Genomic DNA, 14106 nt, shown 5'->3' on the forward strand with positions numbered 1-14106 from the left:
ACCACACTGCTTGCGGTGTGATCTTAATGTTTGTGCAGGCCAGAGATTTTCGAATCCGCCAATGGAGGACGGCCTGCACGTCTATTTACCCTGGATTCCCGCGTCCGCGGGAATGACAAGACGTAGATGAACTGAGATGGTTACGGTTCCACCACTCCCTTCGGTCGCACCATTCCCTTTGGTCATTGCCGCGTCAGCACACTCCATCGCCCCCCACCCTCTTGATATTTTTTTCACAAACTTTGCGAAATCGCTTGACACTGATACGCTCACTCTGTTATTTGCCCCCTGTTTAGCGAAAGAAAGGGTTACTATGTCCCTTTTTGGAAACAAGTCAAAGAACAAGGACCGCAGCAACTTAGCTCAGATAAGTATGTTGGCGGCTGTTCCGGGGATTCTTATCGCCGGGCCGCTTATCGGATTCTTTGGCGGACAATGGCTCGACAAGAAGTTTTCGACAGAGCCATGGTTAGTCATAGTTGGGATAATTCTCGGATTTGTGGCCGCCGGACAGCAGATTTATATTTTGGTTAAAAAATCGCAGGCGATTTCGGATCGGGAAGAACGTGAGAGAAGTGACTCTCTGAAGAAATAAGAACTTGCAGGATATGCAGTTATCGAAATATACGAGTTGAATGATGGGATTTGAATTTATCACACGCACACTTCGAACCACTGGAATCGTTCTTCTCATCGCTTTCCCCTTTGGACTCTACTATTACGGATTATTCCCGACTTTGGCCTTCTTTTCAGGCGGTGTGTGGGGAATGATAAACCTCATGTTTCTCTCGGCATTAGTTCGCTCGACAATCCGCCCCGAGGGAGTCAACACCCAAAAGGCAATCGGCTTAAGTCTGATCAAATTCCCTCTATTATATATAACAGGCTACTTTCTCCTTAAAGTAACTCAGTTCGATCCCTGGGTTCTACTTGCTGGATCATCGCTAATTTTAGCCGTCATGGTTCTTAAAGTACTTGGGCGCAGTTTCTTAAAGATTGACGTTGCCGCACCTGAAAAAGAACAGGTCCAGAAGGCGATATGATAGCGGCAATACTCACAAATATTATCGGCCTTATTCCAGCCCCAATCGGACAATGGATCATGATTGCCACGGCAACCGAAGGCGGTGCGCATGCGGCTGATCCGGTTGCGCTTCCGAGCATAGCGCACTTTATCCTAAAATATCTGGGGCCGGAATATGAGTGGGTCGAGCATTGGGTAAACATAATTTTTGCGCTCGCAACATCGGTCTTGTTTGCGTTTATCGCCACGCGAGTGCATGCCAACAGGCAGATGATTCCCGGCCCGTTTCAAAATAGTATAGAAATGCTCGTCGAAGGGATGTACAATTTTGTGCACACAATGCTCGGGAAACACACCAAGGCATACATTCCACTGCTCGGAACGCTTTTCTTCTACATCTTAGTGAATAATCTATGGGGTATTATACCGCTCGGGCATTCGCCGTCAACAAGTATCAATGTGACTGCCTCGCTTGCGCTTATCGTTTTTTGTGTCACGCATTACACCGGAATAAAGAAACTTGGCATCAAGACGTACCTGCATCACCTGATGGGAAGCCCAAAGGGAATAATGATGTGGTGCCTGACCCCGATATTTTTGATAATCCATCTTGTAGGAGAAATCGCCAAACCGGCCTCGCTGGCGCTTCGACTCTTTGGAAATATAACCGGAGAAGACATACTTGTGGCGGCTTTTGTGGGTCTTGGGATCACCGCGCTCTCGTTTGCACATTCGCCCATCGGTTTGCCGTTCAATGTCCCTTTTATTCTTCTTGGGTTGCTTTTGTCGACAATTCAGGCATTAGTCTTTACACTACTTTCGACAATTTACATTCTGATGATGCTACCCCATGAGGAAGCGCATTAGGCAGTGAACAATGGAATTACAATCAAACCCTTTTAATCGTATCGGATAAGGAGAGAAACAATGGATTATCAATCAATGTTAGCATGGGCGTTACCGATGGGTGTCGGGCTGGCCGCAGTCGGTTCAGGTTTGGGTCTGGGACCCGCAGTCGGCAAAGCGATGGAAGCTATCGGCCGTCAGCCCGAAGCCTCAGGAAAAATTCTGACTGCGATGATTATCGGCGCGGCGCTGATTGAAGCGTTGACCATTTATGCGCTTGTCGTCTTCTTCTTGCTCTATGGCAAGATTGGAGCCTAAGAAGAGAGCGGGTGTCCGTGTGAAGTCGGCGACAGTGCGCTTCCAAGGATACTTACTCCCTAACGTGGAGAGACAATGACATTTGATATACAACAATTTCTGACTCACTTAGTCGGGTTCTTGATTACGCTCTGGATTCTCAAGAAATTCGCGTGGGGGCCGCTTTTGGCGCTCATGGAAGAACGGCGCAATAAGATTGTCGATGAGTTCAAATCGATCGACGATGAAAAGGCAAAAGTCGCTCTTCAGCAAGTCGAGTACGATTCGCGTCTCAAAGAAATTGAGAATGAGCGTCGCGCGAAACTTGTCGAAGCCGTCGATGAAGGCAAACGTGTCGCGGCTGATATGAAGGCCACGGCGCAAACAGAGGCCAAAGAGATAGGCTCAAAAGCGAAGGCAGAGCTTGAGCGAGAAGTCGCAAAAGCGAAAGTCCAGCTTAAGAATGACATGGTTGCCATAACGATGCGCGCCACCGAGAAGGTTATCAAGGAAAAGCTCGATGAAACCAAACAGCGCGATCTGATTGGCCGCTTCATCGACGATTTGCAAAAGGTCTGATTAAGTCGCTATGTTAGTTCACGAGGTCGCAAAAAAATACGGTCAGGCGCTTTTTTTATCCGCCAATTCCCGCGGTCTGATTGATGCAGCGCAGGACCAACTGACGAGTCTTCGTCAGATGCTCGCCACTGACCGAACGCTTCTGGATTTTTTGGCTGCTCCGCAAGTGCCGGATGACAAGAAGCTTAACCTTGTGCGAACAGTATTCGCTCCGAGAATCGAGCGGCTTTTTGTCGAGTTTATCGTCGTGCTGGTGGAAAAACATCGCGTCAATTTTCTTCCGGAAATTCTCGATGAGTTCGACCGGCTGGTCAAAGAGCAAAAAGGGATTCTCAAAGTTACTGTGGTCACCGCCATCCCATTGAAATCGTCCGAAGAACAAAGCCTCACCGAGCGGCTGGTTGGTATGACCAAGCTTAAGATTGACCTTACCAAAAAAATCGACCCGGCCATTGTCGGCGGAATGATACTTTTTATGCGCGGTGAAATAATCGATGGCTCGGTGCGGCACGGTTTGAATATGTTAGAAGAACAGTTGGAGAAAGTGAAGGTCGCCTGAGCTTTTCACCGGGAAGCGTTGGTACACGAGGCTTTCAAGTCCGCCCCACCACAGCGGGCAGGCGCGGAGGGACGTACACCAACCACGCCAATTGTCACTGGCATGTCATTGCGAGGAGCGGCTTCCCGGACGCGACCCTCCACGGCGGGCAGGCATGGCAATCTCATATTCTCTGAATAGGCCCTCACCCTGCCCTCTCGGGGGAGAGGGAAAGAAGTAAAGATGTCGAGACCTAAGAAGGTATCGACCTACGAATATCGGAATTGTTCTCGGATGGCCTGCTGCTCCGCCGGCGGATTTGTAACCCCTTAGGGGAAGAAAGAAATAAATGTTTGAACATAAAGGAGTTCGGTAATGGCTCTCAATCCCGAAGAAGTATCATCGGTCATACGTAAAGAGCTCGAAAAGTACGACACCAAACTTGAGATGGAATCGGTTGGAACCGTCCTCCAAGTTGGCGATGGTATTGCGCGCATTTGGGGACTTGAAGATGTCCAGATGTCCGAGCTTATTTTGTTTCCCGGAGATATCTTAGGTATCGTTTTGAACCTTGAAGAAGACAATGTCGGCGCGGCCATTTTTGGCTCAGTGACCGGCATCAGAGAAGGGGATACCGTTCGTCGCACCGGCAAAGTCGCCCAGGTTCCGGTCGGCACTGCGCTCATCGGACGTGTCGTCGATCCGCTCGGCAAGCCGCTCGATGGCAAGGGGCCGATTGTCACCGACAAATTCCGCGTGCTCGAAGGTCGCGCGCCGTCGGTTGTAGAACGTCAGCCGGTAAAAGAACCGATGCAGACCGGACTCAAATCCATCGACGCCATGATTCCAATCGGACGCGGACAGCGCGAATTGATTATCGGTGACCGTCAGACCGGAAAAACAGCAATCGCAATCGACGCCATTATCAATCAGAAAAATACTGGCGTGATCTGTGTCTATGTCGCGATCGGACAAAAGTCCTCGACTGTCGCACAGGTTGTTGAGATTCTGCGCCAGCAAGGCGCAATGGAATACACAATCGTTGTCTCGGCGACAGCGACCGACCCGGCCCCGCTGCAATATATCGCGCCGTATGCCGGATGCGCCATGGGCGAAGAGTTCATGTACAACGGCAAACATGTGCTTTGCGTGTACGATGATTTATCAAAACAGGCCGCGGCTTACCGCCAGCTTTCGTTGCTCCTTCGCCGTCCTCCGGGACGCGAGGCCTACCCCGGCGATATTTTCTACGCCCACTCGCGTTTGCTTGAACGCGCCGCAAAACTCTCAAATGAACTCGGTGGCGGTTCGCTGACCGCGCTTCCGATTATCGAAACACAGGCGGGCGATGTCTCGGCCTATATTCCGACCAATGTGATTTCAATTACCGACGGGCAGATATTTTTGGAAGCCGAACTTTTCTTCTCGGGTGTGCGTCCCGCAATCAATGTCGGCGTCTCGGTCTCTCGTGTGGGGGGTAACGCCCAGACAAAAATGATGAAACAAGTTGCGGGGTCGCTTAAACTCGATTTGGCGCAGTACCGCGAGTTGGCTGCATTCACTCAATTTGGTTCCGATCTCGATGAAGGCACCAGACGGCAGTTGAATCGCGGAGAGAAGATGGTCGAACTGCTCAAACAGGGGCAGTATGTGCCGATGCCGGTCACCAAAGAGGTAATAATGATCTGGGTGGCGACACGCGGTCATCTTGATTCGATTCCGACTGCGGCGATCTCGAAATTTGAGCGCGAGTTATTTGAATTCTGTGATAAGAATTTTCCGGATATTGAACACACTATGAATCAGGAATTGAAAATCTCTGATGCGACTGAGGCTAAACTGAAACAGGCTGTTGAACAATTCAAAGCAGGGTTCAAGGAGTAGAGTCGCTTTAGTACTTACATATGGCAAATCTTCGCGCGGTAAAAAAGAGAATCAAATCGGTCGTGTCGACCCGGCGTATCACCAAAGCCATGAAAATGGTGGCGGCGGCTAAATTGCGCAAAGCCCAACAGCGCGTCGAGCAGGCCAAACCGTATGCCCTGAAACTCGACGAAATGCTGTCGCATTTGGCTCAAGGCTCGCAGGGAGAAATAGTTCATCCGTACTTCGAAGAACGTCCCGCACGCAAAAAGACGCTGGTTGTCATCACATCTGATCGCGGACTGTGCGGGTCATTCAATTCAAATGTCATCCGTCGCGCCGATCTGTGGCTTGCGGAAAATAGCAATGTCGAAATCGAGCTTGTAACTATCGGCAAACGCGGCAATGATTATTATAAAAGGCGCAAATGGCCAATTGTCAATTTCTATGGCGATTGGGGCGGGGTTCTCAATTACGACCGTGCGCGAGAGATTGTTGCCCTGTTGACAAATCGATTTGTCACCGGACAGACCGATGAGATTGTGCTTCTCTTTACGCGCTTTCTCTCGATGGTTCGCTACCGCATTACCAATGAAAAATACCTGCCCGTCGCAAAACCGGCAAGCGAACATGGCGATAGTAAGACCGCCCGCGAATATATTTTTGAGCCGTCATCGGAAGAGATTTACGCTGCGCTGATGCCCGGGTATGCGACCACAAAGCTGGTGACGGCTTTGGCAGAATCATTCGCTTCAGAGCATGGCTCGCGTATGCAGGCGATGGGAAATGCCACCACAAATGCCGGCGACATGATTCAGAGTTTGACATTGGAATACAACAAGGCTCGTCAGGCGCAAATTACGAAAGAAATATTGGAAGTTATTTCCGGCGCGGATGCCTTGAAATAAAATCGACCGGCAAATGAAACAACCACCAGTTCGATGACACGTATGAGTATGAGAGAATAACGATAGAGGAGTTGATGAGATGGCTGAGAATATCGGCAAAATTGTACAGGTGATCGGACCGACAGTCGACTGCGAGTTTCCCTCGGAGTCCCTGCCGAATATCCTGAACGCGATTTCAATTCGCGATGATGCGCGCGGACTCAATCTTACTGTGGAAGTGGCTTTGCATATCGGCGACAATGTTGTCCGATGTGTCGCGCTTGCCTCGACCGACGGTCTCGTGCGTGGAATGAAGGCTGTCGATAGCGGCGGTCCGATAACAGTTCCGGTGGGCGTGGCCTCGCTTGGACGAATTTTCAATCTGCTCGGCGAGCCGATTGATAACAAAGGGCCTGTTCCAAAAGGAACCAAACGTCTGCCGATTCACCGTGCGGCCCCCTCGTTCGAAGATCAGGTCACCAAAGTTGAAATGTTCGAGACGGGAATTAAAGTTATTGATTTGCTCGAACCGTATTCAAAAGGCGGCAAGGTCGGACTCTTCGGCGGCGCTGGTGTAGGCAAGACGGTTATCATTCAGGAATTGATTCATAATATCGCAACTGAGCATGGCGGATATTCGATTTTCTGCGGTGTAGGCGAACGCACCCGCGAGGGAAACGATCTTTATCTTGAAATGAGCGAATCTGGTGTGCTCAGCAAGACCGCGCTCATGTTCGGCCAGATGAATGAGCCGCCCGGAGCGAGACTTCGTGTCGGCCTCTCCGGTCTCACCATGGCGGAGTATTTCCGCGACGAAGAAAATCAGGACGTACTTTTATTTATCGATAATATCTTCCGTTTCACCCAGGCCGGTTCCGAAGTGTCCGCGCTTTTGGGACGTATGCCTTCCGCTGTGGGCTATCAGCCGACACTCAGCACCGAGATGGGCGCGCTTCAGGAGCGCATTACATCGACCCGTTCGGGTTCGATTACATCGGTGCAGGCGATTTATGTCCCGGCCGATGACTTGACCGATCCGGCTCCCGCGACTGCCTTCTCGCATCTTGATGCGACAACAGTGCTCTCGCGTCAGATTGCGGAACTTGGTATTTATCCGGCTGTTGACCCGCTTGACTCGACATCGAGAATATTGGACCCGAACATTGTTGGTAAAGACCACTACCGTGTGGCTCGCGCAGTGCAGGTTATTTTACAGAGATATAAGGACCTTCAGGATATTATCGCTATTTTGGGTATAGATGAACTTTCTGAGGAAGACAAACAGATTGTTCAGCGCGCCCGCAAGATTCAGCGTTTCCTGTCACAGCCGTTCTTTGTTGCCGAAGCCTTCACCGGAAAAGCCGGCAAGTATGTAAAAGTTGCCGACACGATTAAAGACTTCGATGAGCTTATCTCTGGCAAACTCGACCATATCCCGGAACAGTTTTTCTATATGGTCGGCAATCTCGAAGAAGTGCTCGCCAATTACGAAAAGTCCAAGAGTTAAGATCGGGATATTCTATTATGTTTCGTCTATCGATAGTCACACCTGAAAAAACATTTTATGATGCCGAGATTAAGTCATTGACTGTGCCCGGCACAGAGGGGTATCTCGGAATACTCTCGCACCATGCCCCGATTATTTCCGCGCTCAAACCTGGCAAGATTGAATTTCTTGACGCGACCGATATAGCCCATGTTCTGGCCGTCTCCGGCGGATTTCTTGAGGTCTCAAATAATGTCGCGACTATTCTCGCCGACTCGATAGAGAATGCAAGTGAGATCGATATTGAACGGGCGCGAAGAGCCTATGAAATATCGAAAGCGCGTCTGCTCACTGCCGGAAGCGGCGAGACTGAATTAGATTTGCCATCGACCCGTGCCGCAATAGAACGGGCCGCGAATAGAATCAGGATATATCAAGACCGGGCATAGTATCCTTGCTCCATCTCGTCTCCGCCACCGACTACTGCTCCCATCAATCATATCAAAACCGACTCATTGAGCGGGCTACGCTGAACAGGTTAGTTTGTTTCATCGGGATGATCCTCTGTTCCTTCCGTTGAAGTTTTGCTTGATAGCGTCTTATCCTTTGACACTTCCACTCCTTTAGAATGGTTTTCTTCCAACTCTTCGAGTACTTCAAGTTGTAATTTCTGAATGTCAAGAAGGCGCTGCCATTGGTGTTGTAACAGTTGATCTATCTTCATATTTAGATGCCGTATCTCAATTTCTGCCTTTAGATTGACCTGATAATCATGTTCGGCTCGAATTCTGTCCTTCGATTCCTGGCGATTTTGACTCATCATTATAACCGGCGCTTGCATTGCGGCCAGGCAAGAGAGAACGAGGTTTAACAAAATGAATGGAAAAGGATCAAAAGGCGGCGACAAAAGTATTATCGAGTTAATTGTAATCCAGACTAGAAGGATAGAGAAGAAGATAAGTATGAACGCCCAGCTCCCTCCGAACGATGCGATCCGGTCGGCTAGTCGCTGGCCAAACGTAATCTGTCCTGCGTACATGGCTTCAACATTTCGAGCAATAATCGCTTCCTTTGAAAGACTCTGCAAAACCGCACTTTCGAGAGATGTGATCTCTCCCTGTCCCTGGAGAAGAGTGGTTTCGACATACTGACGGCGATATTTTGCTCGACAGCGTTGGCATACTGGAGCATCACGATCAATTTGAGAATTGGCGTCTCGTATGAGGTCGTCAATTGGATGACTGATTAACGAGAGCGGCTTGAGTTCGTGGGAATTGGTCTCACCCTTGCAGACGGCGCATTTCATAGACAGCGGCTTCATGTTTGTTCCTCTACTTTCGCTATACTAGCTCTGTAAAAGCTATCGGGTAAAAAGCTGAGAATCAAGCAATGATATGCTATTGAGCATAGACAAAGCAGGTCAAGTTACTTTAGACCTCGAACTACCAGAGATAAATCTCAGATAGCCTAAAGAGCGGTCAATTTCAGACAGATGCTGATATAATGGCCGCGGGCGGGCGGTTTGTTTACCGTTATGCGAATAACGCTCAGATCATTCAGCGTACGCTCGGTCACAAACGAAGGATCCTGTCCGACCGGCCACTGAAATTCCTGACCGTCGATATTTACAGTCACAGACTGGTTTGGCTGATTCTGCTCTGTATAGGCATCAAACTCCATCCGGTACATTCCTGAGGGATAGCGAAGCATCCAGACAATTTCCTGCTGATTTGAACCTAACTGCGCGCAGGCAGTAGTCGGGCCGGTAGAATCTGGAACGATGACAATTAAGGTATCCACAACTATCACCGTATCAATCACAATTACCGTGTCTCTAATTATCGTGGTGTCGGTATTATTCAACGTGTCTACTATTATCGTGTCGGTCACCACTATTGTATCGCCTCCGACAAAAACAGTGTCTGTGACAAGTATCGTGTCGCCGTTAATGTAGATAGTATCAACTGTATTGACGGGTCCAAGGATAGGGTTGTCACTTTCTCCTTCGAGCGGGTCGGCACAGTTCATCACCAGAGTTGCAACAAGAAATATGAGTATTCCAAAGGTAAATACAATGCGTCTGTTCACTTTGCGCCTCCAAATCCGATATGTGCAGTGATACTCAGGAGAAATTGGTCTCGGTTCATTTTTGATAACTCTTCGCCCACGATTCGCCGCTTGGCCGGATCGAATACTCCGGTCGCCGAGAGATATTTGATTGGCGTGACGCGCAATCCAAGAAGCGGTCCTTCGGAGAGATTTACATATTTGTAATAGGATTGGGATATCTCTTCAATTCGAATCCAGCCTCCGACGATCCCGACTGGTATGTGGGATATAGGAAAAACAATCACCTGGCCGCCTATGAGTCGTCGTTTGGTATTCAAATCAGAACCGTCAAAATTGAACGTGCTGTTCCAGAATGTGTGACCGGCGAAGGCTTCGACAAAAATAACGCGCTCCCAAGTCAAAGCCGCGTTTACCAACGGAATGCCGCCAAAGGGGGAGGTTGTTAGCCCTGCGCCAAACTGGAGGCCAAAATTTTCGATAGGCGTGCCGGACGAAGTCTGGACTTCGGTGAAATGTTTTTCGACTGGCGCTCTTTGCTCAACAGCCTGGAGGCGGGCTTCGATATCTGACAACTCGCGCGATATACGAATACTGGCATAGCGATATTCGGAGCCTCTGCGTTTGCTGTCATCGGACTGGACGATAATCTGAATAGAATCGACTTTGAATTCACTGATAAGCAGTGCGCGGAGAATATGCGCGCGCCCCAAGGCGAGGCCGGGATTTTTTGCATCGTGATCACTTTGATACTGCCCGCCATCAGCGCCGCCCGTAATGACAGCTCTGGCGAGCGGATACTTTTTGAGCGTATCGGCTACTGCTTTCATACCGGGGAAGTATGCCTGAAAGTGGTCAGAGTCGATACTTCCGCCGACACCCAGCGGAAAATCTTTGATGACCACTTCCTGCGCCGATGCAATCCCCGCCAGAATAGCGAGAGTGCCGATCACTCGAATAATGAGTCTCTTCATGTTTATAAATCCTTTCATCATTACGAGCAGTTCTCCTGATGTGGAGGGAGAATCGATGACAAATTGTCTATTTCATAACTGACATATTTTTGAACAGAATGACAAAGCCCAGCTTTGATATCTCCTGTATACATGCATGCGGACAGGGAATCACCGTTGATTTCGCAGTCTTTTTGCATTGTTTATCCTCCTGCGGATTCGGCTACATCATATCACAAACTGTCATATCTCATTGAAGCCAGAGAGGTAAGTACAAACTCTCTGTCTTTGGTAGAGACATATTGCAAGAAGTGTACCAAGAAGTGGAGGGGGGTCGTGTAGTGGGGATTTTTGTAGACTGGACAAAGACTTTTAAAACAATTATCCTAATATAGTATGTCATCAAGTTCAAGAATATTACCTTACAAAGCAAATTATCCCGATGTCCTTTCCGAATATGTGGCAGAGATCAAACAGGCGATTCGCCAAGGGAAGCACCACGATCAAAGGAGAGAATTTCTCTTAAACTACTTGCGACTCGCTTATGGAGTTGAAGTCAATGAAATTGAAATAGAACAAAAGATTAAGGTGGCCAACGTAAAGGGATTCATTGATGCCCTGTACAAGTATATAATATTTGAAGTCAAGACCGATATCGACAGTGAGCGGCCAGCCGCAATGACCGAACTCAGAAAATACTTCGCTGCTCAAAAAACTCCTTCGGAGTACCTTGGGTTGGTGACTGATGGCTTAAGATTCGAACTATATCAACTCGAAGGCGCGTCTATAGAACAGATATCCAAATTTACAATAGATGAGAATGATGTTCTTGGCTCCTTCAGATATCTTGATAATATTCTTTTCTCTGCCAAAAAAACTACACCCCGTTCGATTGATATCACTACCCGCTACGGGCCAGACAGCGCAGTTTTTAGAAAATGTAATAATATCTTAACCGAACTTCTCGGAAGCGTTAAAACAGTGCCCAGTGTGAAGGTGAAGTTCAGCGAATGGAATTCACTACTTTCGCGTGTATACGGAGAACCTATCGGCGACCAGATTCTTTTTGTACGCCACACATATTTGACGATGCTGTCAAGATTACTCGTACTGAATGCATTATTCCCTAAAATCACGATGTCCAAGACTCTATACCGTGGTTTACTAACCGGACAGTTTTTTGCAAAACATAACCTGCCCAATCTGGCTGAACCGGACTTTTTTAGTTGGGCACTCGGTACTACCGCTGAAGACGATTTCATAGGGTTTCTTTCGAGACTGGATACCTACCTAAGACCATATAAATTTGACGATATAGATGAAGATATTCTGAAGGAAATTTATCAAGAACTGGTTGATACTACAAGTCGTCATTCGTTAGGTGAGTACTACACCCCAGATTGGATTGCGGATCTTGCCTTGGAATCGATAAAGTATAAATCGGGAACGGTACTGGATCCCGCATGCGGCTCTGGTTCTTTTCTCTTAGCCACAATTCGCCGACTTAGGAAGCAAGGACTTGCCGGAAGCAAGCTATTGAATAAAGCAATGACAACCGTTTCAGGAATCGATGTGCATCCTTTGGCAGTCATAATGACCAAGGCAAATCTCTTACTTAGCTTGGCGAAAGAAATAAAAGAAGCAGTTCATGAAGTTTATTTGCCTGTCTACATGGCAGATACCCTGTTGGTTGCGGAAGACAAGAAGAAGCGCTCGATTGCAATTCAGGCCAGCGCTGAGGAGTCGTTTCACATACCATCTGAGGCCGCCGAACGCGGCGATGACATTGACCGACTAATTGATAAGTTAGCTTCAGTTTCGCAGATCGCCGTTAAAGATTCCAAAACCATGGCAACAGTATGGTCGGCGTTTGAATCTCGCTATCTCAAGGCATCCGATGATCATGAAAAATTTCTCTGGAAGCAAAACTTCAAGCTGTATGTAAAGCTTATCAAACAGAATAAGGACACTGTTTGGGCATTCATCCTTAAAAATGCCTGCCGGCCAGCGTACTTGAGACGTCAAAAGGTTGATTACATTCTCGGTAATCCACCGTGGCTGGCTTATAGATATATCAAGGATAAAGCCTATAAAGCAGTGGTAAAGGATTTGACTCTACATAATGGATTACTTGATAGAACTCAGGTCAAGCTCTTCACTCAATTGGACACTAGCACACTATTTTTTGTATACTGCCAAAAATACTTTCTCAAAGAGGGCGGAACCATTGGATTTGTACTTCCTAAGACCACGATTCTCCCCGCGAAACAACATGCTAAGTTTCAAGAACTGGGCTTCTCACAAATTCATGATTTTTCCGGTGTCAGTCCTTTATTCAACGTGCGTTCTGTTCTACTGATTTCAAACCCGAAGACAAAAGTGCGCACTAAAATACCGACTACGCTCTATCGGGGCAGACTATCATCCAAAAATTTGAAATGGGAAACGGCCAAGAAGTTTCTTTCCACCGAAGAAAAAAACACTGATTTCCTGGATTCCAACCAGCAACTATCCCCGTATTTTCATCTTTTCCAACAGGGAGCTACAATCGTGCCTCGGTCATTTTGGTTTGTTCAACAGGACAAAAATGCCGCCAAACATGAAAAAATACCGCACTTGGAAACATCCGATGAGGCTTTGGATGAAGCCAAGAATCCATGGAAAATAAAAATCCAAGGTCGGATAGAGAAAGAATTAATTTTTGAAACGATACTTGCTAAAGGCTTGTTACCATTCGGTATTACACGGACTGAATCAATTTTCCTTCCGATTATCCGAAAGAAAAAATCTTACTCGCTGGCTGATTCGGTAGTCTTGACAGAGAAGGGGTTCGAAAATGCTGCACTCTGGCTGGCTGGAACTGAAAAACTGTGGGAAACGCATCGACAGACAAATGACCGTTCCTTGCTACAACGATTGAATTACAACCAAACGCTTATAAGGCAAGACATAACGGCGGAACATGTGGTCATATATAATACATCGGGTACAAACCTTGCCTCGGCGCTCTTTCAACGAAGTACCGTTTCGAAAAACACTGGATTGCTGACAAATGGATTCTTTGCGGATGCAAAGACATATTACTATTATGTCATGACCGAACAAGAAGGTCATTACTTAGTTGCATGTCTAAATTCTGACATTGTAAATTTGGCGATCAAACAATATCAACCACAGGGACTTTACGGAGAGAGAGACATTCACCGTCGTCCATTTGAGGTTTGCGCTATTCCCAAATTTGACCTTAAGAATCCGGTTCATATTCAACTTGCTGAACTTGGCGGGAAATGTAAAGAGGAGCTTGAATCATTGTTACCTCAGTTTGCTGGACGGCTCGGGCAAAAAAGACTCGATGTTCGAAAGCTATTTGCTGGCGAGCTTAATAAAATCAACAAGCTTGTTGTCCTATTGCTCGAAGAGTCGGGTCAAGACACCGAGAGTCTAATACCCGAGGCAAATCGGATTAAGAACGGCGATCTTTTCGAGTAATAAATTTTCAATTTGAACTTAAGCCTATCTGAGCGGCTATAACGCAGTATTCCATTATCGTCCGTCTCTGATGAACC

Annotated in this window: 14 protein-coding genes; 11 read left to right on the forward strand and 3 right to left on the reverse strand. The window is 47.7% G+C overall.

Features of this window, described 5'->3' with window-relative positions; all coding sequences use genetic code 11:
- Window positions 1-313 precede the first annotated feature (313 nt).
- The 10 genes from SGI97_07550 (at window position 314) to atpC (ending at window position 7969) form a co-directional block, all read left to right on the forward strand.
- Window positions 314-595 (forward strand): AtpZ/AtpI family protein, encoded by a 282-nt coding sequence (locus SGI97_07550; protein ID MDZ4723742.1) that lies wholly within the window; start codon window positions 314-316, stop codon window positions 593-595.
- A 40-nt stretch (window positions 596-635) separates the two neighbouring features.
- Entirely contained in the window at window positions 636-1043 is a 408-nt protein-coding gene (locus tag SGI97_07555) for a hypothetical protein (GenBank protein ID MDZ4723743.1), read from the forward strand.
- Window positions 1040-1891, forward strand: a complete 852-nt coding sequence (gene atpB, locus SGI97_07560) for a F0F1 ATP synthase subunit A (GenBank protein MDZ4723744.1) — start codon at window positions 1040-1042, stop codon at window positions 1889-1891. Before SGI97_07555 ends, atpB begins: the two co-directional genes overlap by 4 nt.
- A 60-nt stretch (window positions 1892-1951) precedes the next feature.
- Entirely contained in the window at window positions 1952-2188 is a 237-nt protein-coding gene (gene atpE, locus SGI97_07565; GenBank protein ID MDZ4723745.1) for an ATP synthase F0 subunit C, read from the forward strand.
- A gap of 75 nt (window positions 2189-2263) precedes the next feature.
- Complete coding sequence (atpF, locus tag SGI97_07570; protein ID MDZ4723746.1) at window positions 2264-2746, forward strand: F0F1 ATP synthase subunit B; 483 nt, start codon at window positions 2264-2266, stop codon at window positions 2744-2746.
- A 10-nt stretch (window positions 2747-2756) separates the two neighbouring features.
- Window positions 2757-3305, forward strand: a complete 549-nt coding sequence (gene atpH / locus SGI97_07575) for an ATP synthase F1 subunit delta (protein ID MDZ4723747.1) — start codon at window positions 2757-2759, stop codon at window positions 3303-3305.
- Between the two features lie 354 nt (window positions 3306-3659).
- On the forward strand, window positions 3660-5168 hold the full coding sequence (atpA, locus tag SGI97_07580; protein MDZ4723748.1) for a F0F1 ATP synthase subunit alpha: 1509 nt from the start codon (window positions 3660-3662) through the stop codon (window positions 5166-5168).
- Window positions 5169-5188: 20 nt separating this feature from the next.
- Entirely contained in the window at window positions 5189-6055 is an 867-nt protein-coding gene (atpG, locus tag SGI97_07585; protein MDZ4723749.1) for an ATP synthase F1 subunit gamma, read from the forward strand.
- 79 nt (window positions 6056-6134) lie between these two features.
- Entirely contained in the window at window positions 6135-7541 is a 1407-nt protein-coding gene (gene atpD / locus SGI97_07590; GenBank protein ID MDZ4723750.1) for a F0F1 ATP synthase subunit beta, read from the forward strand.
- Between the two features lie 17 nt (window positions 7542-7558).
- A complete protein-coding gene (gene atpC, locus SGI97_07595; protein ID MDZ4723751.1) occupies window positions 7559-7969 on the forward strand; it encodes an ATP synthase F1 subunit epsilon in 411 nt (136 codons plus the stop codon).
- 89 nt (window positions 7970-8058) lie between these two features.
- Here atpC and SGI97_07600 read toward each other — a convergent pair whose 3' ends face one another.
- The 3 genes from SGI97_07600 to SGI97_07610 all read right to left on the reverse strand — a co-directional run bounded on the left by SGI97_07600 (window position 8059) and on the right by SGI97_07610 (window position 10561).
- Window positions 8059-8841: a DUF1003 domain-containing protein gene (locus tag SGI97_07600; protein ID MDZ4723752.1), complete on the reverse strand. Its 783-nt coding sequence runs from the start codon at window positions 8839-8841 to the stop codon at window positions 8059-8061.
- 146 nt (window positions 8842-8987) lie between these two features.
- Window positions 8988-9608 carry a hypothetical protein gene (locus SGI97_07605; protein ID MDZ4723753.1) on the reverse strand — a complete coding sequence of 207 codons (621 nt, stop codon included), beginning with the start codon at window positions 9606-9608 and terminating at the stop codon, window positions 8988-8990.
- The gene (locus SGI97_07610) at window positions 9605-10561 is read right to left on the reverse strand and encodes a hypothetical protein (protein MDZ4723754.1); all 957 of its coding nucleotides are present in this window, start codon (window positions 10559-10561) and stop codon (window positions 9605-9607) included. The genes SGI97_07605 and SGI97_07610 overlap by 4 nt, the downstream gene beginning before the upstream one ends.
- A 375-nt stretch (window positions 10562-10936) precedes the next feature.
- Here SGI97_07610 and SGI97_07615 point away from each other — a divergent pair, with 375 nt between their 5' ends.
- Window positions 10937-14029, forward strand: a complete 3093-nt coding sequence (locus SGI97_07615; GenBank protein ID MDZ4723755.1) for an N-6 DNA methylase — start codon at window positions 10937-10939, stop codon at window positions 14027-14029.
- The last annotated feature ends 77 nt before the right edge of the window (window positions 14030-14106 follow it).

The sequence above is a fragment of the Candidatus Zixiibacteriota bacterium genome (genome assembly GCA_034439475.1).
Taxonomy (GTDB): Bacteria; Zixibacteria; MSB-5A5; order GN15; family FEB-12; genus JAWXAN01.